Source organism: Paenibacillus sp. NRS-1760, assembly GCF_050467785.1.
Classification (GTDB): Bacteria; Bacillota; Bacilli; order Paenibacillales; family Paenibacillaceae; genus Pristimantibacillus.
In genome coordinates, this window is record NZ_JBITPK010000010.1 from 223,571 (window position 1) to 246,923 (window position 23,353).

At 46.0% G+C, this 23,353-nt stretch carries 21 protein-coding genes and 3 riboswitches; of the genes, 13 read left to right on the forward strand and 8 right to left on the reverse strand.

Features of this window, described 5'->3' with window-relative positions:
* Nucleotides 1-72: 72 nt before the first annotated feature.
* Complete coding sequence (gene metE / locus ACIFSR_RS12055) at nt 73-2,379, forward strand: 5-methyltetrahydropteroyltriglutamate--homocysteine S-methyltransferase (protein ID WP_430057571.1); 2,307 nt, start codon at nt 73-75, stop codon at nt 2,377-2,379.
* A gap of 73 nt (nt 2,380-2,452) precedes the next feature.
* Here metE and ACIFSR_RS12060 read toward each other — a convergent pair whose 3' ends face one another.
* A complete protein-coding gene (locus tag ACIFSR_RS12060; RefSeq protein ID WP_339207640.1) occupies nt 2,453-2,878 on the reverse strand; it encodes a hypothetical protein in 426 nt (141 codons plus the stop codon).
* A 3-nt stretch (nt 2,879-2,881) separates the two neighbouring features.
* Nucleotides 2,882-3,043, reverse strand: a riboswitch (cyclic di-AMP (ydaO/yuaA leader).
* 46 nt (nt 3,044-3,089) lie between these two features.
* Nucleotides 3,090-3,518: a hypothetical protein gene (locus tag ACIFSR_RS12065; RefSeq protein ID WP_339207641.1), complete on the reverse strand. Its 429-nt coding sequence runs from the start codon at nt 3,516-3,518 to the stop codon at nt 3,090-3,092.
* A gap of 439 nt (nt 3,519-3,957) precedes the next feature.
* Nucleotides 3,958-4,156, forward strand: a riboswitch (cyclic di-AMP (ydaO/yuaA leader).
* Between the two features lie 91 nt (nt 4,157-4,247).
* A riboswitch (cyclic di-AMP (ydaO/yuaA leader) is annotated at nt 4,248-4,418 on the forward strand.
* Nucleotides 4,419-4,536: 118 nt separating this feature from the next.
* Here ACIFSR_RS12065 and ACIFSR_RS12070 point away from each other — a divergent pair.
* The 6 genes from ACIFSR_RS12070 to ACIFSR_RS12095 all read left to right on the forward strand — a co-directional run bounded on the left by ACIFSR_RS12070 (nt 4,537) and on the right by ACIFSR_RS12095 (nt 11,852).
* Nucleotides 4,537-4,935: an NAD-binding protein gene (locus ACIFSR_RS12070; RefSeq protein WP_430057572.1), complete on the forward strand. Its 399-nt coding sequence runs from the start codon at nt 4,537-4,539 to the stop codon at nt 4,933-4,935.
* A 123-nt stretch (nt 4,936-5,058) separates the two neighbouring features.
* On the forward strand, nt 5,059-5,136 hold the full coding sequence (kdpF, locus tag ACIFSR_RS12075) for a K(+)-transporting ATPase subunit F (protein ID WP_430057831.1): 78 nt from the start codon (nt 5,059-5,061) through the stop codon (nt 5,134-5,136).
* 18 nt (nt 5,137-5,154) lie between these two features.
* The gene (kdpA, locus tag ACIFSR_RS12080) at nt 5,155-6,834 is read left to right on the forward strand and encodes a potassium-transporting ATPase subunit KdpA (protein WP_339207644.1); all 1,680 of its coding nucleotides are present in this window, start codon (nt 5,155-5,157) and stop codon (nt 6,832-6,834) included.
* Between the two features lie 18 nt (nt 6,835-6,852).
* Nucleotides 6,853-8,886 carry a potassium-transporting ATPase subunit KdpB gene (gene kdpB, locus ACIFSR_RS12085; RefSeq protein WP_430057573.1) on the forward strand — a complete coding sequence of 678 codons (2,034 nt, stop codon included), beginning with the start codon at nt 6,853-6,855 and terminating at the stop codon, nt 8,884-8,886.
* Between the two features lie 31 nt (nt 8,887-8,917).
* On the forward strand, nt 8,918-9,526 hold the full coding sequence (gene kdpC, locus ACIFSR_RS12090; protein WP_076267932.1) for a potassium-transporting ATPase subunit KdpC: 609 nt from the start codon (nt 8,918-8,920) through the stop codon (nt 9,524-9,526).
* Between the two features lie 4 nt (nt 9,527-9,530).
* Nucleotides 9,531-11,852 (forward strand): histidine kinase, encoded by a 2,322-nt coding sequence (locus ACIFSR_RS12095; RefSeq protein ID WP_430057574.1) that lies wholly within the window; start codon nt 9,531-9,533, stop codon nt 11,850-11,852.
* A gap of 71 nt (nt 11,853-11,923) precedes the next feature.
* Here the strand turns inward: ACIFSR_RS12095 and ACIFSR_RS12100 are convergent, their stop codons facing one another.
* Nucleotides 11,924-12,247, reverse strand: a complete 324-nt coding sequence (locus ACIFSR_RS12100) for a winged helix-turn-helix transcriptional regulator (RefSeq protein ID WP_076267930.1) — start codon at nt 12,245-12,247, stop codon at nt 11,924-11,926.
* Between the two features lie 147 nt (nt 12,248-12,394).
* Here ACIFSR_RS12100 and ACIFSR_RS12105 point away from each other — a divergent pair, with 147 nt between their 5' ends.
* From ACIFSR_RS12105 to ACIFSR_RS12115, 3 genes are all read left to right on the forward strand, one after another.
* The gene (locus ACIFSR_RS12105; protein ID WP_430057575.1) at nt 12,395-13,159 is read left to right on the forward strand and encodes a DODA-type extradiol aromatic ring-opening family dioxygenase; all 765 of its coding nucleotides are present in this window, start codon (nt 12,395-12,397) and stop codon (nt 13,157-13,159) included.
* A gap of 31 nt (nt 13,160-13,190) precedes the next feature.
* On the forward strand, nt 13,191-13,937 hold the full coding sequence (locus ACIFSR_RS12110; RefSeq protein WP_430057577.1) for a GTP cyclohydrolase II: 747 nt from the start codon (nt 13,191-13,193) through the stop codon (nt 13,935-13,937).
* Between the two features lie 245 nt (nt 13,938-14,182).
* Nucleotides 14,183-15,145, forward strand: a complete 963-nt coding sequence (locus ACIFSR_RS12115; protein WP_339207650.1) for an aldolase catalytic domain-containing protein — start codon at nt 14,183-14,185, stop codon at nt 15,143-15,145.
* Nucleotides 15,146-15,212: 67 nt separating this feature from the next.
* Here ACIFSR_RS12115 and ACIFSR_RS12120 read toward each other — a convergent pair whose 3' ends face one another.
* The gene (locus tag ACIFSR_RS12120) at nt 15,213-15,515 is read right to left on the reverse strand and encodes a hypothetical protein (protein WP_339207651.1); all 303 of its coding nucleotides are present in this window, start codon (nt 15,513-15,515) and stop codon (nt 15,213-15,215) included.
* A 158-nt stretch (nt 15,516-15,673) separates the two neighbouring features.
* On the opposite strand from ACIFSR_RS12120, the gene ACIFSR_RS12125 reads away from it, so the two are divergent.
* Complete coding sequence (locus tag ACIFSR_RS12125; RefSeq protein ID WP_430057579.1) at nt 15,674-16,993, forward strand: vWA domain-containing protein; 1,320 nt, start codon at nt 15,674-15,676, stop codon at nt 16,991-16,993.
* Nucleotides 16,994-17,131: 138 nt separating this feature from the next.
* Here ACIFSR_RS12125 and ACIFSR_RS12130 read toward each other — a convergent pair whose 3' ends face one another.
* The 3 genes from ACIFSR_RS12130 to ACIFSR_RS12140 all read right to left on the reverse strand — a co-directional run bounded on the left by ACIFSR_RS12130 (nt 17,132) and on the right by ACIFSR_RS12140 (nt 21,068).
* Complete coding sequence (locus ACIFSR_RS12130; protein WP_430057580.1) at nt 17,132-18,511, reverse strand: Glu/Leu/Phe/Val family dehydrogenase; 1,380 nt, start codon at nt 18,509-18,511, stop codon at nt 17,132-17,134.
* Between the two features lie 279 nt (nt 18,512-18,790).
* Nucleotides 18,791-20,077, reverse strand: a complete 1,287-nt coding sequence (locus ACIFSR_RS12135) for a glycoside hydrolase family 27 protein (protein ID WP_430057582.1) — start codon at nt 20,075-20,077, stop codon at nt 18,791-18,793.
* Between the two features lie 109 nt (nt 20,078-20,186).
* Entirely contained in the window at nt 20,187-21,068 is an 882-nt protein-coding gene (locus tag ACIFSR_RS12140) for a helix-turn-helix domain-containing protein (RefSeq protein ID WP_430057832.1), read from the reverse strand.
* 74 nt (nt 21,069-21,142) lie between these two features.
* Between ACIFSR_RS12140 and ACIFSR_RS12145 the strand changes: the two genes are divergently transcribed.
* On the forward strand, nt 21,143-21,553 hold the full coding sequence (locus tag ACIFSR_RS12145) for a gamma-glutamylcyclotransferase family protein (RefSeq protein ID WP_430057583.1): 411 nt from the start codon (nt 21,143-21,145) through the stop codon (nt 21,551-21,553).
* Nucleotides 21,554-21,617: 64 nt separating this feature from the next.
* Here ACIFSR_RS12145 and ACIFSR_RS12150 read toward each other — a convergent pair whose 3' ends face one another.
* Nucleotides 21,618-21,776 (reverse strand): hypothetical protein, encoded by a 159-nt coding sequence (locus tag ACIFSR_RS12150; protein ID WP_339207657.1) that lies wholly within the window; start codon nt 21,774-21,776, stop codon nt 21,618-21,620.
* A 149-nt stretch (nt 21,777-21,925) separates the two neighbouring features.
* Here ACIFSR_RS12150 and ACIFSR_RS12155 point away from each other — a divergent pair, with 149 nt between their 5' ends.
* Nucleotides 21,926-23,335, forward strand: coding sequence for a copper resistance D family protein (locus ACIFSR_RS12155; protein WP_430057584.1), 1,410 nt, complete (start codon nt 21,926-21,928; stop codon nt 23,333-23,335).
* Nucleotides 23,336-23,353: the final 18 nt, after the last annotated feature.

Below are 23,353 nucleotides of genomic sequence, written 5' to 3' on the forward strand. Positions count from 1 at the left end.
CTTTAAGGTAACGACGCTCTTTTTTGTGCTTTTATTTCATAATAATTACATTTATTAGGAGGAAATATGAACGTGAGCAAGCTGCAAAACAGTGTACTTGGATATCCGCGTATCGGCGAAAATCGGGAATGGAAAAAAGCACTTGAAGCTTTTTGGAAAGGTGATTTGGACGAAACGGTATTTCTTCAAACCCTTGAAAGTATTCGTCTTAACAACTTGAAGCTGCAAAAGGATAAAGGAATTTCTTTAATCCCTGTTAATGATTTTACGTTATATGATCAAATGCTGGATACTGCAGCGATGTTTGGCCTTGTGCCAGATCGTTTTTCCTATGATGGAGGTCCTGTTCCCGTACAGACCTACTACGCAATGGCGAGAGGGACACAGGAAGCACAAGCCTGCGAGATGACCAAATGGTTTAATACCAACTATCACTATATCGTGCCAGAACTTGCGGATGCTGCTCCGGTACTGACGGAAAACCGTCCGCTGATTGCGTACCGCGAAGCCAAAGAAAAGCTTGGTATTGAAGGTAAACCTGTCATTATCGGTCTATACACCTTCCTCAAGCTATCGAAGGGCTACGATGCCAAGCAGCTTCCGCAGCTCATTGAGCAGTTTATACCGCTTTATGCTCAGCTGCTTAAGGAGCTTGAGCAAGAAGGCGTACAATGGGTGCAAATCGATGAGCCCATCCTTGTTACCTCTATTTCTGAGGAAGAGATGCAATGGGTTGAATCGATTTATGCAAGGCTGAACCAAGCAGCGCCAGCGCTTAACATAATGCTTCAAACGTATTTTGAGGCAGTTGAGCATTATGAAGCTGTAGTTGCTCTCCCGGTACAAGCGATCGGTTTGGATTTCGTTCATGGTTTGGAGCAAAACTTGAAGTCGCTTGAGCAATTTGGTTATCCGAAGGATAAGCTCGCTGGTATCGGACTTGTAGACGGACGCAACATTTGGCGCTCAGACTATAAGCAAAAGCTCGAATTGCTGCAAAGGATTTCGGCATACATTCCAGCTGAGCGCACGATCGTTCAATCGTCATGCAGCCTGCTGCATGTGCCGGTAACAGCAAAAAACGAAACCAATCTGCCAGTAGAGCTGCGTGAGGCGCTTGCATTCGCGGAAGAAAAGCTGGATGAAATTGTGTGGCTAAGTGAAACAGCGACAGTAAATGAGGCGGACATCTCAGAACTGCGCAAGCTTGAGCTTAAGCTTAACGGCGAGCGGATTCATCATTTATCCATTTCTCCTGCCCGCAATCGCCAAGCTGCTGATGCAGCAGCGGTAGCGGCGCATCCTTCAACGAGGCAGAAGCCATTTGCGGAGAGACAAAAGCTGCAGCAGCAAAAGTGGAATTTGCCTTTCCTTCCAACAACGACAATCGGCAGCTTCCCGCAAACGCTGGATGTACGTCAAGCAAGGCAAAAATGGAGAAAAAATGAGCTCAGCTCACAGGACTACGCTTCATTTATCAACGATAAAATTAAAAACTGGATTGAAATCCAAGAAGAGCTTAACATTGACGTCCTCGTTCACGGTGAATTTGAGCGTACGGACATGGTCGAATTTTTCGGAGAAAAGCTGGATGGGTTCGCATTTACAAAAGGCGGCTGGGTTCAATCGTATGGTTCCCGCTGCGTAAAGCCGCCGGTCATTTATGGCGATGTTGTATTTACTGAGCCAATGACAGTAACCGAAAGCGTGTATGCGCAGTCGCTGACAAGTCGTCCGGTAAAAGGGATGTTGACGGGTCCGATTACGATTTTGAACTGGTCATTTGTCCGCAACGATATCACACGGGAGCAGGTTGCATACCAAATTGCGCTTGCACTTTCAGAGGAAGTAAAGGTGCTTGAGACTGCAGGCATCGAAATGATTCAGGTTGATGAGCCAGCTTTGCGAGAAGGCTTGCCGCTTAAACGCAGTGATTGGGATGCCTATTTAAAATGGGGCGTGCATGCGTTCCGTCTATCGACTTCAGCTGTGCGTGACACAACACAAATTCATACACATATGTGTTATTGTGAGTTCCATGATATTATCGATTCCATTCTTGCGCTGGATGCGGATGTCATCTCCATTGAAACCTCGCGCAGCCATGGCGAGCTGATTCATAGCTTTGAGGAGAACACCTATGACCAAGGCATCGGCTTAGGCGTTTACGATATTCACAGCCCGCGTGTACCGTCCGTGGAAGAAATGGTCAGCATGATCGAGCGCGCCATTAAAGTGCTCGATCCTACGCTCTTCTGGATTAATCCGGACTGCGGCTTGAAAACACGCGGAATGGAAGAAACGGTTGCTTCACTGCGCAACATGATGCTGGCTACTTACCAAGTCAGAGAGCAGCGTGCTGCATTAGCGAAGGTTTAAATCCTAAATACAATAAGACAGTCCAGAACTAGGTTATCTGTTCTGGACTGTCTTTTTTTTCTTATGAACGAAATTAATCCAAAGAGATGTAGGAGACGGAACGTTGACGCAAAACAGACTCTTCATGGTCGTTGCTGTACGGGGCTGCATCGGCGGATTGTGCTAGGACATGCTTGACGGCGGAGACGAATAAGTCGAGAACGCGCCCATCCTGATCCGTTTTGTCATAATGATACTGGTTAAGAGGTGGTAGAGGAATGCTGCCGATAAAAGACTGAAGTAGGTCGCTCCATCGTTCTAAGTCAAGGGGCTCTTCTGTGTCGCTGGCAAATAGTTCACTCCAGCCGAAGCCTTGATTGCTTGTTAAACGAAGACATACGCGATGGCCTGCAGAATCGACGGCAAGAGCAGGAATGACGAATAGCTCGATTCGTGTGACAGATAAATAAGGGGTCTGTTCCGTAAAAAGATGCAGATTTCGTGCACAATTTGTCAACATATACATCTCTCCTTTATTCGCTTACGAGGTTAGCTGTCGGATTCGGGCTAGAGAGAAAGCCCTACCAGGGTTACAAATCCCTGGATTCACCCCTTGCGAATCGATTTCGGTCGATCGCGATGGTTCCCCCGCTTTTTCATTCGAAAAATTCAGCGTAAATAGTTTACTCTTAATTATACCCTTCATTAGCGCATCTGTAAATCAGAAGTGCTTAAAATAACGATACATAGGAGATAGCTTGTTTAAATAAAGTATGCTCTTCACGGTCATATTCACAGTTTGGAAAAGAGTAATGATTGGATTCTATATGCAATGCAGCGGCTGCAAACAAATGATATATACGCTCGTCCTTCATCATTGGATCTGTTTGAAAAACAAAAGGTGACGCAAGAGGAAGTGTGCCGATGAACCTTAGCAGCATACTGCTCCATCTGATCCAGTCGCGAGGCTTCTCGGATTTTTTAATAAACAGCTCACTCCAGCCATGACCACCAGCAGTGGAGAGTCTTAGGCAAACACGGTAACCATTCGATTCAAGCATGGAAGCCGGCAGCACAAACATTTGAATTCGTTTAATTTCAAACAAGGCAGCAGGATGATTATCCAAGCTTGGTAAGGGTACTTCAACTGGTGTAGACATCAATGAGATCTCTCCTCGATTTGAATAATTCACCGATAATACTCAGCCATATTGGCTTGCCGTCTATGGTAAACCCGAAATGCAATATTGTAAAACTGTGGTATATCGTGAAAAGGCAGCCATATGCCATATTAAAAGAAATCCATTCGTTATGGCAGCAAAAAGATATTTATTCTTCGAAATACTCGTTTATTCTCTTCCATTCTCGATTATAGAGAAATCTGATTATTCACGCATAAAATCGTTAGAAAGGGAATGAACACTATTTTTGAAAACAAGAGTAAAATTGAGAAATAGTGAGATATCGAGAGATCGAAATGAATGTAAGCGTTGCGAATCGCTCTGCAAGGCTGAAACTGGCTAAATTAGGTAGCAGGCTGCCTTTACAGTATTTATAGCGAGGAGTAATATTCGATACAGGATTTATAAATAAGTTTCGATTTACTGATCGCTGAGTTTCCGTGAAAGCGGAAGCGGGGGAACCAATAATGACGCGATGCGCCTGTTCGATGTGAGAGTCGAACAAACGCAGAGCAGGGGTGAATCTTTGACAGGTGCCATGGATACCGGTCAAAGTAGGGCGACTCTCACCGCCCGAATCCGACAGCTAACCTCGTAAGCGTGGACCGAGAGAGGAATGATGAAGCTTGTGATCGATTAACTTCGACCGCAGAGTGTCATAGACCTCTGTGGTTTTTTGTGCCCAAAAAAGCTTTATTTGCTACAAAATGTAAGAAAACGCTGAGTCCTGCAGCAGCAGGAACGGGGGAACCAACGAACGATTCGTGTGTAATCACGATTTCGCTTCATGGGGTGAATCGCTTGAAAATGATCAAGCGTAGGGCAACTCTCAAGGCCCGAATCCGACAGCTAACCTCGTAAGTGTACTCGAGAGAGGCAACAGCCATCGTGCTTCCCGCGGCTTATTCTGCTGCGGGCAAAGAAGCCGCGGGAAAAGTTCCTCTTATCCCAAGGCTTCTTTTTTGTTGCCTTTTTTACCATATGGAGGAGAATTCGGTTGCAGGAAGAGCATATTATTGTAGCTGGTCTAAACGAGGCCGGCCAATCATTTATACGAACTTTGCAGTTTCATCAATTAAAATTTATCGTTTTGACCAATAGCAAACAGGAACAAAAACAGCTTCGCAAGCAGGGCATCAGCAATGTTTTGTATATCAATACGAATGATCGTCAAAGCTGGAATGTTCCTTCGATGAACATTAGCGAGGTATTTATATTCGAGAGCAGCTTGGCGCTTAGCTGCCGCTTTGTTCAGTGCTGCAGAGCTTGGACCTCAAAGTCCATTTACGTCATCACACAACAATGGAATCCAAGGGCTATTTACAAGGGGCTCGGAGCGGATCATATCGTATTCTCTCATACCGGTGAAGTCGGTTTTCTATTAAGCAACAAATAATGCAGGAGGGGTTTACATGCAGGATTTTTATATGTTCGGGGCGTTGTTAGCTAGCTTCGGTTTATTTTACGGATTTTTAACTTGGTGCTCCAGTGTTATTGAGAAAACAGGGGGCGAGGGCCAATGACTGTCATAGCGATAGTGGCTGTATTTGTTTTCGTTTATCTGATTTATGCGTTAATTCATCCGGAGAAGTTTTAATAGAGGGGGATTTACAAGATGGATATTTTACAATTGCTTATCGTCATTGCCGTTCTTGTATTGTTAGTTAAGCCGCTTGGTACTTACGTCTATCATGTGTTCTCAAATGAACACAATCGGTTAGACAAAGTATTCGGAGGGACGGAGCGATTTATATTTAAGCTTATTGGTCTCAAAAAAAGAGAGGGCATGAGCTGGAAGATATACGCACTCAGCTTTGTTGCAACCAATTTAATTTTAGTTGCTTTCAGCTATTTGATATTGCGGTTCCAAAATGCGCTGCCGTTTAATCCAAATGGCATGGCAGCCATGGAGCCTACACTGACTTTCAATACAGTCATCAGCTTTATTACCAATACGAATCTTCAGCATTACAGCGGGGAGAGTGCCTTATCTTATTTCTCCCAAATGGCGGTCATCATGATGATGATGTTCACGTCAGCGGCGACGGGCTTCTCGGTTGCCATCGCGTTTGTTCGTGGGATTACGAGTAAAGGAACGACGATCGGCAACTTTTTCGAGGATTTTGTAAAAGCACACACAAGAATTTTTCTTCCGATTTCCTTTATTATCACGCTAGTGCTTGTCGCTCTTCAGGTGCCGCAAACGCTTGATCCGACATTCACAATTAAAACGCTAGAGGGAGCCATGCAGCAAATTGCAATTGGTCCTGTAGCTTCGCTTGAATCCATCAAACATTTGGGCACAAACGGCGGCGGTTTTTTTGGAGTGAACTCGGCTCATCCATTTGAAAACCCAAATCCATTAACGAATGTGATTCAAATCTTGTCGATGTGGGCGTTGCCGGCTTCACTGCCTTATGCATTTGGGCTTTTTGCTAAAAACAAAAAGCAGGGCTGGGTTGTATTCTCCGCCATGATGTGTTTGTTTCTAGTGTTTCTAAGCCTTGCTTACACATCGGAGAAAACAGGCAATCCTGCAATGAGCGCACTAGGAATCGACGCTACTCAAGGAAGCATGGAAGGCAAGGAAGTAAGGTTCGGTATCGCGCAATCAGCACTGTTCACAACGGTAACAGCCGCTGCGACAACGGGTACCGTCAACAATATGCATGACACGCTTACACCGCTTGGCGGCTTGGTCCCGCTTGCTGAAATGATGCTTAATGTCGTCTTTGGAGGCAAGGGAGTAGGGCTTATCAATATGCTCATGTACGCCATACTAGCTGTGTTTATATGCGGGCTGATGGTCGGGCGAACGCCAGAGTTTCTGGGACGAAAAGTAGAGCCGCGAGAAATGAAACTGATAGCGATAGCAATTCTAGTTCATCCCTTCATTATATTAGTGCCTACCGCCATTGCTTTTATGACGGATTTGGGTCACGGGGCGATAACGAATCCAGGGTTCCACGGCATTAGCCAGGTGCTTTACGAATATACGTCATCGGCAGCGAATAATGGCTCCGGCTTTGAGGGATTAGGCGACAATACGCCGTTCTGGAATATTAGTACTGGGCTAGTCATGCTGACCGGCCGTTATATTTCGATGATTGCGATGCTTGCGGTTGCAGGATCTCTTGTTCGCAAGCAGCCTGTTCCAGAAACAATCGGGACGTTCCGTACAGATAATGGACTTTTCACTATATTACTAATTGGTACTGTTCTTTTAATTGGTGCATTAACCTTCTTGCCGGTCATCGTGCTTGGGCCGGTTGCAGAATATTTGACACTCCGCTAACGGATGAGGTGAACGATAATGAATAAAAATAAGAAGAATAATTTGCTGTCGGGAGATGCGGTTAAACATGCCGTCATAGATAGCTTTGTGAAATTAAATCCAGTTACGATGATGAAAAATCCAGTTATGTTTGTTGTCGAGGTAGGGACGGTTATCGTTCTGCTGATGACTATTTTTCCAAATTACTTTAATTCTCAAGAACGCATAGGCTTTAATATTACCGTGTTTTTCATCCTGCTTTTCACACTGCTGTTCGCAAACTTTGCTGAAGCCATTGCAGAGGGCAGAGGCAAGGCACAGGCCAATTCGCTCAAAAAATCTAAGCAGGAAATGAGCGCCAATAAGCTCGTCGGCAGCTCTATTGTAGTCGTATCATCAACGGAGCTCCGCAAAGGCGATATTTTCATCGTCACGCAAGGTGAGATGATTCCTGGTGATGGCGAGGTCATTGAAGGGCTGGCTTCCGTAGATGAATCAGCGATTACAGGTGAATCGGCGCCAGTTATTAAAGAAGCTGGAGGAGATTTCAGCTCGGTTACAGGCGGTACAAGGGTTGTGAGTGACAAAATTAAAGTGCGCATGACGAGTGACCCCGGGGAGTCATTCATCGATCGGATGATTGCCCTTGTTGAAGGAGCGAAACGTCAGAAGACGCCTAATGAAATTGCGCTCAATACGCTTTTGACGAGCTTAACGATTATTTTCTTAATTGTAGTTGTTACATTGGCACCAATCGCTGACTATTTGGGTATCCACTTAGAAATTCCAGTATTAATCGCGCTGCTCGTATGTTTGATTCCGACGACTATCGGCGGACTATTATCAGCAATCGGCATTGCTGGGATGGATAGAGTAACTCAGTTTAATGTACTGGCTATGTCAGGTAAGGCTGTTGAAGCTGCAGGGGACATTAATACGATGATTTTGGATAAAACCGGAACGATCACGTTCGGCAACCGGATGGCAAGCGAGCTTGTGCCTGTCGGTGGCAGCAATCTTCAAACTTTATCGAGTTGGGCGGCTATTAGCTCGCTTAAGGATGAAACGCCTGAAGGCCGTTCTGTGCTTGAATGGATGAAGAAGCAGGGCTTAAGCTATGATGCTTCACTTGCAGAAGGCGGCGAATTTATTGAATTCAAAGCAGAGACGCGAATGAGCGGCATTGATCTGGCAAACGGCCGCCGAGTTCGGAAGGGCTCTGTCGATGCGGTTCGGAAGTGGGTAGCTTCACAGGGGGGAACCATCCCATCCGATTTAGAAAATATTTCAAATACGATTGCTACATTAGGCGGTACACCGCTCGCAGTAGCTGTTGATAACCAAATCTTTGGTGTTATCTATTTGAAGGATACCGTTAAGCCAGGAATGAAGGAAAGATTCGATCAGCTGCGAGAGATGGGCATCAAAACGATTATGTGTACGGGAGACAATCCGCTTACTGCAGCAACCATCGCACATGAAGCGGGAGTCGACGATTTTATTGCGGAGAGCAGGCCGGAAGATAAAATAGCTGTTATACGCCGTGAACAAGCCGAAGGAAAAATGGTTGCGATGACTGGTGACGGTACAAACGATGCTCCTGCACTTGCCCAAGCGGATGTGGGTCTTGCTATGAACAGCGGGACGATTGCTGCAAAAGAAGCTGCCAATATGGTGGACTTGGATTCGGACCCTTCCAAAATTATTGAAGTCATTGCTATCGGCAAGCAGCTGCTTATGACAAGAGGGGCACTGACGACTTTTAGTATCGCTAATGATATCGCCAAATATTTTGCAATCATTCCAGCGATGTTTATGCTTGCCATTCCCGAGATGGGCGTTCTAAATATTATGAATTTAGGTTCTCCATTGTCTGCTATACTGTCGGCGCTTATTTTTAACGCCATTATTATTCCGCTGCTTATCCCGCTTGCCATTAAAGGCGTAGCGTACAAACCGATGAGCGGAGCCAAATTGCTTAGCCGCAACGTATTCATTTATGGTTTGGGCGGTGTCATTGTTCCGTTCGTTGGCATTAAACTCATCGACTTTGCAGTGCATTTATGGATTTAATATAACCTTACACGAAAGAAGGCTTACCTATATGAATGAACAAGCGAAAAACGCTTCACGATTCCAGTTGTCATCGTTAATGATACCTTTGCGAATCAGCATCATATTTATGATTATTTGCGGTATTATTTACCCGCTTGCAAGCACGGGAGCAGCTCAGCTGCTGTTCCCTAAGCAAGCGAATGGAAGCCTTATAAAGGATAGCTCCGGCCAAGTCGTTGGTTCAGAGCTGATCGGCCAAAGCTTTGTTGATCCAAAATGGTTTCAAGGACGTGTATCAAGCATTGACTATAATGCTGCCGGTTCTGGATCGAACAATTTTGGACCATCCAATCCAGCTTTAATCGAAAGAACCAAAGCTTCCATTGAGGCTTGGAAGGCACAAAATCCAGATGTACCGGTTTCCCAGCTGCCGATCGCTTTAATTACGAACTCGGGCTCAGGCCTTGATCCGCATATTACGCCACAGTCGGCTGATGTACAGATCGCAAGAATCAGCAAGCTGACCGGCGTGTCGCCAGCAGAGCTTGAGCAATTGGTTAAAGCAAATACGGAAGGCCGCGATTTAGGCGTTTTCGGTGACGAACGGGTTAATGTGTTGAAGCTGAATATCGCATTGTCAAAAATGTTGGGGGAATAGCCATATGGCTCCGCTGAAAAAGAAAACGCCAGAGGAGCTGCTGCTCTCCATCGCAAAGCTGCATCAAGGACGTCTGAAAATACTCATTGGAGCGGTAAGCGGTTCAGGCAAAACGTATCATATGCTGCGAGAAGGAACAGAGCTGAAGCGAGATGGCATTGATGTTGTTCTTTGCGCGGTTCCTAGGCCGCAGAGTCCGGAGACGCTCGAATTGATTGAACCTTTCGAGCGTGTGCCAAGCATCCATTGGCAGAAGGATGGTGCAGAGCAAAAGGATCTTGATCTGGATGCTTTGGTTAAGAGGGACGCTGAGGTGCTGCTCATAGATGGGCTAGCCCATCGCAATCGAGAAGATGCAAAGTTTCAAACGCGGCTAGAAGATATTATTTTTTTGCTTGGCAAGGGCATAAGCGTTATTACAACAATCAATGTGTATGAGCTCGAGGGTGTAGATCAGGCTGTTCTCAAATGGACGGGGATTCGTCCGAGCTGCACCGTGCCTGCTCATACGCTTGAGCTTGCTGATGAGGTTAGGCTGATTGATGTATCTCCTGAAACGATGCTTAAGCGGTTTGAGGATGGAACGCTCGGCGTAAAGCCCGATCCTGCAATTTCTCTGCGGGGAAATCTTGCGGTTCTGCGAGAGCTGTCGCTGCGGCTCGTCGCAGAGGGAGTCAATGAGTCGCTGGAGAAGCATCGGGAGGAGATGGGGCTCACGGGTCCGTCGGGTGCTTCCGAGCGTATTCTGGTAACCGCACAATATCATTGGAACGGCTCTTTATATGTAAGAAGAGGGCAGCAAATTGCCCGCAGGCTTAATGGAGATGTCGTAGTCGTTTCCTTTAAGGAGCCGCAAAAAAAACTGTCCAAGGAAGAGCAGGCTTTTAAAGCTTCAATAAAGAAGCTTACTGTTAAAGTAGGGGGCACATTTGAGGAGCTGCCGTTGCAAAGCCGCCGTCGTTTGCCGTCCGCTCTAGTAAGGTACGCAGAGGAGCATCAGGTTACTCGCATCGTTATGGGCCATTCCAAGCAGAGCAGATGGCAGCAGCTGAAACAGGGCTCGATTGTTGACAGCGTGCTGCGCAAGCTCAAGCAGATCGATTTATTTCTTATGGCAGACCGCTCAGAGCAAGAAGGCGAGCGGATTTTGCCTGTTAAGCAAAGAAGTGATTCGCGGAAAGCGTTGTTTCGAAGGTTCAGCCCAGATGAGCGCGAGCAGCAAATGGAATCCATGAGAAGAGGCAGCTTCAATCTATATATCGGGGCTGCGCCAGGCGTCGGGAAAACGTATCGGATGCTTGCTGAAGCGAACATGATGTATCAGAAAGGTATAGATGTCGTTATTGGCATCGTGGAAACACATGGGCGCGAGGATACCTTGAAGCAGATTGGAGAGCTGCCGATTATCGCTAGGCAAACGATTCAATATCGAGGTACTCAGCTCGAAGAGATGGATGTTGAAGCGATAGTTAGCAGAAATCCCGATGTTGTGCTGGTGGATGAGTTAGCTCATACGAATGTGCCGGGCAGCTTGAGGATGAAGCGTTATGAGGATGTCATTTATTTGCTGCAAAAGGGAATATCGGTTATTTCGACGATGAATGTGCAGCATATTGAAAGCTTGAATGACGCCATTGAACAGGTTACTGGCGTTCGTGTTAGAGAAACGGTACCCGATGCGATCATAAGGCTGGCAGATCAAGTAGAGCTGATCGACGTGACACCGCAAATGCTACAGCAGCGTATGAGAGATGGGAAAATATATGCCAAAGCCAAAGTGGAACAAGCGCTCGGTGCTTTTTTTACGACGGGCAATTTAATTGCGCTGCGAGAGCTTGCCCTTCGCGAGCTTGCTGATGATGTGGATGAACGGCTTGAAGCATGGGATCGCAATCAGACGCTGCGTGGAACGCTGCGCCGAAGAGAGGTCATCTTTGTCGGCATCGATATTCTCGCGGACGCAGAGCGGCTTATTCGGCGGGGCTTCCGCATCGCGTATCGGCTGAAGGCGCAGTGGCATGTGCATCATGTGCAGGATGGCGCACCTTGGACAGACGAGGCGATCAATAAGCGTGATCTGTTGATGAAGCTGACCGAGAGACTTGGCGGAGTATTTGAAATGTCCAAAGCGGAGAGCAGGGAGCATATTGCGGGTACACTTCTAACGGCAGCCAATCGCATCAAAGCAACGCAGCTTATCGTCGGGCAGCCTAGCAGAAAGGCGTGGTATGCAAGCTTTCGCGGCAATATCGTCCGTGAATTACTGCAAGCCGGCCGTCATATGGATATGCTCATTGTGGCGAACCGGATTACGGATAAACATTAAAAAAAGGGATTATCTAGTCAGCGCTTAAACCCCGCTGAGCAGATAATCCCTTTTATGCTGTGTAGGATGGATTAGACTTTGGTTATCGGTTCAATCCAGTCTTGAGACCACACTTGTATTTCACGGATAATCGGCTCAAGAGCAAGGCCTTTTTCCGTTAATGAATATTCTATGCGTACAGGTATTTCAGGGTAAACATGTCTATCGACAATACCTTCATTCTCTAGCTCTTTGAAACGTTCTGACAGCAATCTGCCGCTGATCGGAAGGGCGGACTGAACGGCGCAGAAGCGCTGCGGGCCGGACAAAAGCTGGAATATGATAAGGCCGGTCCAACGCTTGCTTATAAGTTCCATTCCCTTCTGAAAACGGGGACAAAGGTTAGATTGATCCATGCGCATCACCTCTTTTTACTTCTAATAAGTATAACTCCAATATCTTATTTATACAAGCACACTTGGATATTGTTAATTACTTGACTATCTTTAGTTATAAAATTATAATTAGTTACAAATAGTAAGTGGATTTAAGGAGGCACCGCAATGAATCCTTTATTTCTAGCGCATGGATCACCGATGCTCGCTGTCGAGCAAAATGAATATAGCGAATTTCTGAAACAAACAGGTGCGAGTCTAAAGCCGGATGCGATCGTTATTTTCACGGCGCATTGGGAGACAGATATCGTTACGATTTCTTCCAAGGATGATGAATATGAAACGATTTATGACTTTTATGGTTTTCCTGATGAGCTTTACCAGATCAAATATGCTGCTAAAGGCTCAGTAAGAGTCGCTGAGCATGTTGGCCATTTGCTGAGTGAAAATAATATTCAGGTAGCATATGATAATGAAAGAGGACTGGATCATGGCTCATGGACGATGCTGAATCATATGTTCCCGAAGGCAGATATTCCTGTCGTGCAGATTTCTGTAAATCCATATCGTGCTCCGGAGGAGCAGTTCCGAATTGGCGAGGCGCTGCGCAGCTTGAGCTCACAAAATATTTTGCTCATTGGCAGCGGCGTGACCGTTCATAACCTTCGTGCTGTAAACTGGGGACAGAAGGAGCCGGAGAGCTGGGCTGTCCAGTTTGATGATTGGCTAATAGAAAAAATGAATAAGCACGATACAAATTCGCTATTTCAGTATGAACAGCTTGCTCCACATGCTAAAATGGCAGTACCCCGTGCAGAACATTTTGTTCCATTATATATAGCTTTAGGCAGCGGCAGCCCAGAGTCAGCTCCAAAGGTCATTTATCGAAGCTATGAATTTGGTACGCTCAGCTACTTATGCATGCAATTTTAATTGCGTATTCTTTTAGAGAAGGTGAACTAGCATGATTAAACCTAATATAGCAGCACTTATTAAAAACAAACTAAAACGAACGCAAAGCGGCAATGATGACATTTATGTGATCGGTCCTGTGAAGCTTCCCGTCGACCTTGACGGAGAAACAAAGGTTTTTCATTGGTATAGCTGGCTCCGCAAGGAAGCAGGCGAGGAGCTGTCTCCCGAGCAGCTCGTTGATGATTTAAATCGATTCTCTTATGCCGACCTGCAGCAATCAAGCGTTCTCGTATATGGCGATTTTGAAAATAATGAAGACGCGCTAATTCGGATGCACAGCATCTGCCATACAGGCGATATCTTCGGAAGCGCAAGATGTGATTGCGGCTTTCAGTTAAAGCAATCGATGCGGATCATTATAGAGCATGGCACGGGGGCGCTCTTTTATTTAGCCAATCATGAGGGCCGTGGAATTGGTTTGTTCAGTAAAGCGATTGCCTACTTGCTTCAAGAGGATGGGCTCGATACGGTTGATGCGAATACAGAGCTTGGTTTCGCAGATGATTCACGCGATTATAGTGATGCAATTGCTGTACTTAAGCTGCTGAGGAAGCACCCGGTATCGATCATTACCAACAATCCGCGGAAAGTGGATGCACTGCGCAAATCGGGCATGAACGTGGCGGGTAGAGTGCCATTATGGGGCAATTCCTCTACTTATAATGAAAAATATATCCAAACGAAAATGAAGCGATCGGGTCATTATGGACAAGAGCCTCATACGCTTGTTAAATAATTTATTTGTGAAAGCAGCCAAAGAAGCCGGTTTCTGCGTTAAATCGTTGAGACGGCTTTTTTGTCTGGACATTGGTCATAATAGTCAAAGTAGATGTCCTATCGCTGGCCTAGAAGGTGTTTGCAGAGTAGACAAAACTGCTTCTAAATTAACCATAAAACGACAAAATTATTTTGCGTTCCTCTTTCTTTTCAAGTATGATGAGATAAAATGAACTCATGTTCACATCAAAGGAGTAACAAAGCATGCAATCAAAAACAAGCCACTGTAAAATTGTTGACTGCACGATCCGTGATGGCGGACTCGTAAATAATTGGGATTTTAGTGTCGAGTTCGTTCAGCATTTGTATCAAAGCTTGAACGAAGCCGGCGTCGATTATATGGAAATCGGCTACAAAAACTCTCCAAAACTGCTTAAGGGTGCTGAAAGTGCAGGACCTTGGCGTTTTCTAAATGATGATTTCTTGAAAAAAGTTATCCCTAACAAAGGAAATACGAAGCTTTCCGCACTTGTTGATATCGGTCGTGTTGACGAGAACGACATTTTGCCGCGCAGCGAGAGCTTGCTTGATCTGATTCGCGTTGCTTGCTACATCCAAGATGTAGATAAAGCGCTTGAACTGGTTAAAGTATTCCATGATCGCGGATACGAAACGACAATTAACATTATGGCTCTCTCTAACGTAATGGAGAACCAGCTTATTGAAGCTTTCCAGCTTATCAATGAGAGCGTAGTTGACGTTGTTTACGTCGTTGACTCCTATGGCAGCTTGAAGCCAAGCGATATGAGCTACCTCGTTGACAAGTTCCGTCACCATTTGCCTAACAAACGTCTAGGCGTTCATGCACACAACAATTTGCAGCTTGCATTTGCTAACACACTGCTAGCAGCAGAACAAGGCGTTGAGCTGCTTGATGCATCTGTTTATGGCATGGGCCGCGCAGCGGGCAACTGCAACACGGAGCTATTGGTATCCGAGCTTCAAAACACGAAATACAACATCCGTCCTGTCCTTGATATGATCGAGAAGTACATGGTTCCGCTTCGCGAGAAGGAAGAGTGGGGTTACATCATTCCTTACATGATTACAGGTATTTTGGATGAGCATCCACGTTCCGCTATGGCGCTTCGTGATTCTGCAGACAAAGATAAAGGCGTAGAGTTTTATGATCGCCTTACAACGCCTGAAATTGCTCACGGCAAATAATAATAAATCAAAAGAAGCTAAGGCAAGTCATTAACATGACTTATCTTAGCTTCTTTTTTTGTGTGAATTATGTTTCAAGCAGCTCGCCATCGCCCCGAACAGCAGCAGCTTGATGAGGCTCATTTGGATGAAAATAGCCTTTGCCTCGGAAGGTTTGCCCACTGCTGGCGACAGCAGTAAGCTCAATTCCGATATCCTCATTTCTGCCAAACCATGCTAATAGCTCACGATCGCCAACGCCATTTATATCTACGTACCATAATCGATCCCCATACTCCGTAACTCGAACGAGCTCAGCGGAAGTAAAGGAAAGCTGAATCGTCTCTTGCTGATAAGTCATTTCAAATGCGATTAATTCGAATGTTTCCAAGGTGAAGTCCTCCTGAATAATTGCTTCATGCAGTCGATCATGGGACTCGCAGCATGTCTGTTAACGATTGTAATGTTACTGGCTTATTAATGCAACATTATACTTCCAATAATCGTCAGATTAGGAAACATAAATATAAATAAAAAGGGGCTGAAAGAATGAAAGCGGGTCATTCTCTCAACAAGGATGTTAGACAAAGAAAAAGATTGGGCTGGATTTCCGTTGTTTTGGTGGCTCTGGTGCTTGTATTAAGCGCGTGCTCTTCCTCTAAGAATGATGCCTCGAACAGTGGTAACCGAGACATGGAATACAGAAGCAATTCGACGAGCGACGCTCCGAGCAAAGGAGAAGCTACTACGAGTCATGAGGATCGAAAATCTATTAGCGTGGAGCCTCTAAGACAAAAAGAAGGAGGCAAACGAGGGTATTCGAATCCAGACAAAATAGAGCAGGCCGGGCAACTAACTGCAGGTGAATGGGATGATTTAGCTGCTTGGGATCGCTTTGGCAATTTACTCAACTCGCAAGAAGGGGATAGCAGCAAGCGGGTATGGCAGTTCTGGAATTTTAACCGCCTTGAGGTTATCGTCACAGCTGGAGGAAAAGCAGTGTCTGATGCACAGGTAGAACTGTACGCAGACAAGAAGGCGATATGGAAGGCGCGTACAAACACGGAGGGCAGAGCCTATGTGTATGCAGGTTTATTTGAAAGTGATACGGCGAACTTAGGCCGTTATACTGTTAAAGTGCAATCGGGTCAAGAAAGCAAGACGACGCAGGAGATGGACATCCCACAGCAAGGCAGCATTAAAGTTGATTTAAGTAAAGGTACAGCGCTGTCAGATCAGGTAGACATTATGTTTGTTGTGGATACGACAGGCTCCATGGAGGATGAGCTGAATTATTTGGAAGCGGAGCTTAAGGATGTTGTGAAGCGAGTGTCCGATGAGCATGCAAATCAGCTTGGCATTCGTATTAGCGCAAACTTTTACAAAGATAAGCATGATGATTATATCGTTAAGCCGTATCCTTTCACTACGGACATAAATAAAGTGATAGATCAATTTAGCAAGCAAAAGGCGGATGGGGGCGGAGATTATCCCGAGGCTGTTGATCAGGCGCTGCGCGATGCGCTTCATGAGCATGAGTGGAGCAAGGATGCTAGAGCGCGTCTGCTGTTTCTCGTTCTAGACGCACCGCCTCATGATGAACCACAGGTTATCGACGAGATAAAGCAGCTTACAGAGGATGCGGCAGAGCAAGGGGTTAGAATTATACCTGTAGCTTCTAGCGGTGTGAGTGCAGAGACGGAATATTTGATGCGTTTCATGGCAACAGCGACGGGCGGCACCTATTTGTTTTTAACCGATGACAGCGGTATCGGCAGTGATCACCTAGAACCAGCAGTAGGCGAATATGAGGTTAAGCTGCTCAATGATTTGCTTGTTGAAGTCATTAATCGTTATGTTCAGCAGTAGTTTTCTTCATTATAAAAAGGGCAATTCCTCGGCAGCCAAAGCTGGTTGAGGGATTGCCCTTTATTTGAATCTGTAAAGTCACATTTATGACTAAGAAGCTCTTAAAGGAGCATGCAGATACCTAGTCAGGAAGGCATGTTAATAAAGCTTGCCTTGACGATACAGCACGGTTGACAGCTTCATAACCGCGTGATTATAACAATTTTGACGGAGCGGGAAAGGGTCGCCGAAGAAAGCGGGCAGAATGCCGTTTAACGTTGTTTGCATTTTCTCATACAACATCTTATACACCTGTTCCTCGGTAAAAAATTGGGTTTCTCTCCCTTGCAGCCATTCGAAATAGGAAACGATAACACCGCCGGCGTTTGCAAGGATATCGGGAATGATGATGGTGCCCTTTGCAGTCAGCACCTCATCAGCCTCGCCAGTGACAGGGGCATTCGCACCTTCTACAATGATGCGGGCTTTTACTTGATCGACATTGTCCTTGCGAACTTGCTCCTCAAGTGCGGCAAGAATAAGCACATCTACATCTAAATAAAGGACCTCTTCGCGGCCAAGAATTTGGGCTTTCATATCAAGCTCAGACAGTGCGGCTTCGTCCGAAGGCAAATCACCTTGGTGAGTCGATGCGTATTCAAGCAATGAAGGAATAGAAAGACCGTCTGGATTGTACAACGTGACGTTGCGATCGCTTACAGCTACTACTTTATTGTTCAAATAAGAGCATTTATATGCTTCCATTGCAGCGACTGAACCAACATTGCCGAAGCCTTGAACGGCGATCGACAGCGGCTTGTCCGCATGCGCTAACGCGGTTTGCACAAACGGGTTTGTGCTGCCGGCGAGCCAGCTGCTTTGCTCTTTAAGAAAATCATTAAGCATGTAACGGAAAGTGAAATAAACGCCTTTTCCGGTAGCTTCTCTGCGGCCCAAAGATCCGCCGTTAATGACGCTTTTGCCGGTGAAGCTGCCCAGGTAAGGATGACCAGGATGAATGCTTTTGTACTCGGCCATCATCCAGTCCATTTCACGCTCGCCGGTTCCCATATCAGGTGCCGGAATATCTTTGTCAGGCCCGAGCACGTCACTGAAATATTGCACGTATTTTTTGCAAATGAGATAAAGCTCTCTAGCGGAATAGGAGCGTGGATTAATAACGACTCCACCTTTACCTCCGCCGAAAGGCACCTCGTGAAGCGCGTTTTTGAGCGTCATTAGCGCAGCTAGATTGGTTACTTCATCTTCGCTTACGGATTCGTGAAACCGAATTCCGCCTTTATAAGGCCCGAGTGTATCGTTATGCTGTATGCGATAGGCCGGAATTCGAACGACATTGCCGTTATCTACCGTAATGCGCAAAAAAGCTTTATGAACTTTATTTGGCGTGGAAAGAATAGCAGCAAGTGATAAGAAAGCTTGCTCACGTGCTTGAGCTTGTAAATTTGGTAAAAAAGCAGGGTCTCCCATTAGTGCGTTTAAGGATTGCTGTACGATGGCTCCTGTTTGGCTTGCCATAACTAAACGACCTCCTATGTATTCAGGAATGAGATTTTTTCAAGCTGCAGCGTATAATTGCCAAAGGATATGAGGCAGATACGCAAGCACTTGAACTCTAACTGTAACATATTGGAACGTTATAAGCCAAAACTAGGGAAAGCTTGATGTGCGAATGGTTATAGGAATTAACGGGAGTTTTTCCATTTCAGCATCACTGCAGCAGCATTTGAGCGAGTTTAACAGCAGAAATTCCTGTTAGAATAAACAATTGGCGGCCATGCGTGATCATTAAATATGCTATGTTAATTTTAGCAATAACGATCCGTGTGGAGGCAGAGAGAATGACAGCTCGTTCAAGCTGCCGAGATTCTCGCGTGTCCAAAGATTGCGTACGAGCGGTGCATCGGCTAAACCAAGCTGCGCAAGCGTCACGGCAACCGTATCCTCTTGATCACTCGCATTAAACAAAGCAACGTACAATGCATCATCGCCCTGTGCTGTCCATGCAATACGGTCCTGTTCTCGATAAAGCTGGCGTGCACCGCGTCCATTCCTATGAAGGGATAATACTTCCTCATTTGTGAGCAATGACAGCGTCCATTCGTCGTTGTCCCGCATTTCACCGCCAAACATAAGCGGCGATCGGAAAATAGCCCATAGCGACATCATCGTTACCTGCTCGTCCCGTGTAAATCTTGTCCAGCGATCGCTGCCTCCGCCATCCACAGAACGAATGCCCAAATGCCCCAGCGGCAGCATATCACAATCCGGCCATGCTCCATCCCGAGCATGCGGCGCCCACTTCTCGCAGCGCTCAAACATCTCATAAAGCAGGTGCCACAAATCCCAGTAATCATCTGTCATTCGCCACATATTCGCATGCTCTGCAAGCGCACCCGCATGTTCGAGAGGAGCAGGACCAGGCGATAGGCTAAGCACCATCGGTCTGCCGCATTGTTCTATTGCGTGATGAATAAGCTTGATTTCATCCAAATGAATGCCGTAAATTCTGGAAGCGGCAATATCATCCACTTTAACGAAATCGACTCCCCATGAAGCGTATAAATCAAATAACGAATTATAATATTGCTGTGCGCCGTCTTTGGAAGCATCAACGCCATACATGTCTGTGTTCCACGGGCAGATCGAATTCGGATGTGCAATCTGGCGAGCGGTTATGTTTGTTCCAAGCAGGCTGGTGTCTGCATGAACGGCTTGACGAGGAATGCCCCTCATCATATGGATACCGAATTTTAGCCCGAGTGAATGAACATAATCAGCTAGAGGTTTGAAGCCTTGACCGTTCGCAGCGGATGGAAATCGGTTAGCTGCGGGCTGCAAGCGGGAATACTCATCCATCTCAAGCGGAACGAAAGGACGATATTGGGATGAATTTGCCCCTGGCTCATACCACTGAATATCAACAATGACATATTCCCAGCCATAATCTCGCAGATGTTCGGCCATATATGCCGCATTTCCGCGAACCTCGTCTTCTCTCACACTTGCGCCATAGCAGTCCCAGCTGTTCCAGCCCATAGGCGGAGTTGCTGCATAGTGATGATGTTTGGAAGTTGTATACATTTGATTTCGTCCTCTCTTATCGTAATATTGCTCTATACGACAATCGTAAAACGAAACGTTAGTCGATGACTAGCGTAATTTATTGCGTTGATATGTAAAATATTGCTCTTTAATCGAACTGTAAACGATCGATTGAAGGAAGCTCCTTGGCTGAGCGGAAATCAGCAGGAGGGAAGCCGACGCGGCTTCGAAATACTTTACTAAAGTAGCTGCCGCTCGAGTAACCAACCGTATGAGCGATTTCTTCGACCGTGAGGCTGCTGCTCCTAAGCAGTTGAACAGCCTTCTCGATTCGGAGCTTCGTTACAAAGTCCATTGGTGACATGCCTGTCGTCTTCATGAACATTCGCGTAAAATAATATTTAGACAATCCAGCTGCAGCTGCGACATCATCTAAGCTTTGCAAACGATGGAATTCAGCTTCCATATAAGCAGTTGCCTGCTTAATTTGCTGCGGCCAATTCATTTTCTCCTGCTGCTGCAGCGTGCTTGATTGCAGCAGTTCCATCATAAGACGATAAATAAGAGATGATGCTTGGTAGCTGTTCTGAATACGATTGCTGCGAGCCTCTGCATATAAATGTTGAAGGCTGCGAACGACAGCGCTTACAGGCTCAAATGTTGGTGTGGCACCGACGGCATGCAGCAGCTCAGACCACAGCGCTTGCATATGCTGCTGGCGGAATAATATAAAATAAAAAGTCCAGTGGTCGCTCGACTGCGGCAAGCAATAGTGATGATCTCCAGGGATTTCTACAAGGAAAGCATTGCCTGCATAGAGATCATGTGTTTCATCCCCGAGTCTGAATTGACCAAAGCCGGAGACAGTATATTGGAATAAGTAAAGCGGGCCGTCAATTCGTTTCATCCCGTCCCAGTAGTAGTCAGTCTCTGTTACCTCTTGATAGCCGGTTGCAAATAACTGATAGATGGGAAGCTGCGGCGGATCTTGAAATCGATAACCATATACACCATAGGGCTGATTCATCATCACTTGGAATAATCACCTCGAAGGAAGACGGATTTTCAATCTATTATTTCTTGATGGAAGGTGCTCGAGAAGAGATGCGGCAAATATCTGTTTTTATTTACGGTTCGTTACTGCCTGGTCAAAGCAATCATCATTTTGTTTCATCCTATGTGCAATCGATTCGACCTGGCAAGATCGCAGGGAGACTGGTGGATTGCGGAGAGTATCCAGCGGCCGTTCGAGATGCTATTGCTAAAGAGTGCAATAGTATTATAAGCGGTCAATGGATAGTCGTCGATAGAGAAGGACTTGCATCCATGGATGCGCTCGAGCAATTTTATGGTCACGAGGAGCAAAATGATTATGAAAGGGTATGGGTTGCTGACGCAAAGGATAAGCTTGTTTCAGGCTGGGTGTACGTTTGGGAATCCGATAGAGGCTGCCCGGCAATCGCGGATGAATACTGGCCGCTATTTTTCGCTCGTAAAATAAGGGGCATTTTATAAAAAAAGACATAGCCTCTGTGAATTGCACAGGAGCCATGCCGTTGATTACGCCTTAATATGCTGTTTAGGCTTTATCTTTTTCATTATCTGCGTCTGCGGCATAAGCAATTAATGCGACTTCTGAGCCATAAGTTTTAGTCAATTGCTGCTCCAGCTTGCGAATGGCATCGAGTGCATCGCTTTGGTTATTTAATTCAGCGAGATGATAGTCCTTGTCCATCATTAGGGTTCACGTCCTTAGATTCATGGTTTTAATAGTAGAATGGGCTTAAAAGTAGGTTGCTATACGTATTTGCTTAACCGCGCTGCAATTGTTCTTTTTAGAGCGGTCGAGTACACTGAAACAGTATGACATAAAGGGATGTGACATCAATGGAAAAATATCTGCTCCAACTAAAACAAATGGCGTCCGGCAGATGGGCGAAATATATGGCAATGGTACTATTGTTTCTTCTGATCGCCGCTGCTGCTTCTTTGTGGGTATCGCCGCCGCAGGCTTTTGCACAGCTGCATTCCGGAATGGAAGAAACAAATTTCGATCCTCACAAGCAGGTTGGCCATGATCATTCGGACGGGACACATTCAGAAGCAGGAATTACCGTTTCGCAAGCTTTATTTTATACGGTTAGAGCGATTTATTATGCTGCCTTTATGTTCGCTGCTGGTTTAATGCTTTGGTCCATAACGCTGTCAAAGGATGCGGATTCCAGCCTGAGCAAGCTCGTGCAAAAATGGAGCATTTATTCGCTTAGGGGATTGCTGCTTGCCGTGTTGCTATTCGTATTTGTTCATGCGAGTCAATTAATGAAGGGATATGACGGCGGTAATTCGAATGAATGGGTCCGCTTGCTGACGGAGACGTCCACCGGACAATCGTGGCTTGCACTGATCGTACTTTCGCTGCTTGGATTTACGGTTCTGCGAATGCATGATTCACTCAAAATGATTTGGGCTCTGCTGCTTATTGCGGTTGAAAGCTTTAATGGGCATGTTAATGCACTTCCAAGCAATACGTTTGCTATTGTGTTCGACTTCATACATATTGTCTGCTCTGCTTTGTGGGCTGGCGGATTAATGCTGCTATTGTTATTGTGGCGGACAGATCGCAAGGAGGCAGGAAGATTCGCCGAGCGATTTACGAAAGTCGCATGGCTGACAATCGTGCTGCTAACGATTAGTGGAATTGGCATGACGGCACTTCTTCTGCCAAGCTGGCGCTATTTGTTTTATACAAGCTGGGGGTTCATGCTGCTTGCCAAATCAGGATTGGTACTGATTGTTGCTTGCGTTGGATTTCTGCTGCATCGGCGTGCCAAACAGCAAAAGCTGCCTAACGGCAAGCTGCTGAAGCTGGATGGACTTTTGATGGCTTTGGTTCTGATTCTTGCAAGCATCTTCACTTATGTAAGTCCGGTTGCCGATACAGAGCCGTTATCCTATCATAAAATGGGTGAAACGCTCCACTACACAGTAATCATAACGCCAAATGGACCTGGTCCAAATGACGTGAAATTAAAAATTTGGCTGCCTGAGACACTTGGTTCGCCGGCATCTGTACAATTTCTGCTTCGTACGCCAGACAATCCGAAGAAAGCGGATATCAACGTTCCAGTGCGCGGCGCCAGCGGGGAAAATTATTTAGCTTTCCCAGGATTTTTAGAAACGGATTATGAATCCGATAAGTTCGAGCTGCCTACACGCGGGGCATGGGAAGCAGAACTGATCATTACGGATCAGACCGGCGCAGTAACAAAGCAGTTGATTCCGTTTCGGAATGACTAATGGGGAGAAAGGGGGCTG

What these genes read in the sequence shown, in the direction of transcription:
- ACIFSR_RS12060 (WP_339207640.1), bottom strand. Translation starts at nt 2,878, where the DNA reads ATGTTGACAAATTGTGCACGAAATCTGCATCTTTTTACGGAACAGACC.
- ACIFSR_RS12065 (WP_339207641.1), bottom strand. Translation starts at nt 3,518, where the DNA reads ATGTCTACACCAGTTGAAGTACCCTTACCAAGCTTGGATAATCATCCT.
- kdpF (WP_430057831.1), top strand. Translation starts at nt 5,059, where the DNA reads ATGACTGTCATAGCGATAGTGGCTGTATTTGTTTTCGTTTATCTGATT.
- kdpA (WP_339207644.1), top strand. Translation starts at nt 5,155, where the DNA reads ATGGATATTTTACAATTGCTTATCGTCATTGCCGTTCTTGTATTGTTA.
- kdpB (WP_430057573.1), top strand. Translation starts at nt 6,853, where the DNA reads ATGAATAAAAATAAGAAGAATAATTTGCTGTCGGGAGATGCGGTTAAA.
- kdpC (WP_076267932.1), top strand. Translation starts at nt 8,918, where the DNA reads ATGAATGAACAAGCGAAAAACGCTTCACGATTCCAGTTGTCATCGTTA.
- ACIFSR_RS12095 (WP_430057574.1), top strand. Translation starts at nt 9,531, where the DNA reads ATGGCTCCGCTGAAAAAGAAAACGCCAGAGGAGCTGCTGCTCTCCATC.
- ACIFSR_RS12100 (WP_076267930.1), bottom strand. Translation starts at nt 12,247, where the DNA reads ATGGATCAATCTAACCTTTGTCCCCGTTTTCAGAAGGGAATGGAACTT.
- ACIFSR_RS12105 (WP_430057575.1), top strand. Translation starts at nt 12,395, where the DNA reads ATGAATCCTTTATTTCTAGCGCATGGATCACCGATGCTCGCTGTCGAG.
- ACIFSR_RS12110 (WP_430057577.1), top strand. Translation starts at nt 13,191, where the DNA reads ATGATTAAACCTAATATAGCAGCACTTATTAAAAACAAACTAAAACGA.
- ACIFSR_RS12115 (WP_339207650.1), top strand. Translation starts at nt 14,183, where the DNA reads ATGCAATCAAAAACAAGCCACTGTAAAATTGTTGACTGCACGATCCGT.
- ACIFSR_RS12125 (WP_430057579.1), top strand. Translation starts at nt 15,674, where the DNA reads ATGAAAGCGGGTCATTCTCTCAACAAGGATGTTAGACAAAGAAAAAGA.
- ACIFSR_RS12130 (WP_430057580.1), bottom strand. Translation starts at nt 18,511, where the DNA reads ATGGCAAGCCAAACAGGAGCCATCGTACAGCAATCCTTAAACGCACTA.
- ACIFSR_RS12135 (WP_430057582.1), bottom strand. Translation starts at nt 20,077, where the DNA reads ATGTATACAACTTCCAAACATCATCACTATGCAGCAACTCCGCCTATG.
- ACIFSR_RS12140 (WP_430057832.1), bottom strand. Translation starts at nt 21,068, where the DNA reads ATGATGAATCAGCCCTATGGTGTATATGGTTATCGATTTCAAGATCCG.
- ACIFSR_RS12145 (WP_430057583.1), top strand. Translation starts at nt 21,143, where the DNA reads ATGCGGCAAATATCTGTTTTTATTTACGGTTCGTTACTGCCTGGTCAA.
- ACIFSR_RS12150 (WP_339207657.1), bottom strand. Translation starts at nt 21,776, where the DNA reads ATGATGGACAAGGACTATCATCTCGCTGAATTAAATAACCAAAGCGAT.
- ACIFSR_RS12155 (WP_430057584.1), top strand. Translation starts at nt 21,926, where the DNA reads ATGGAAAAATATCTGCTCCAACTAAAACAAATGGCGTCCGGCAGATGG.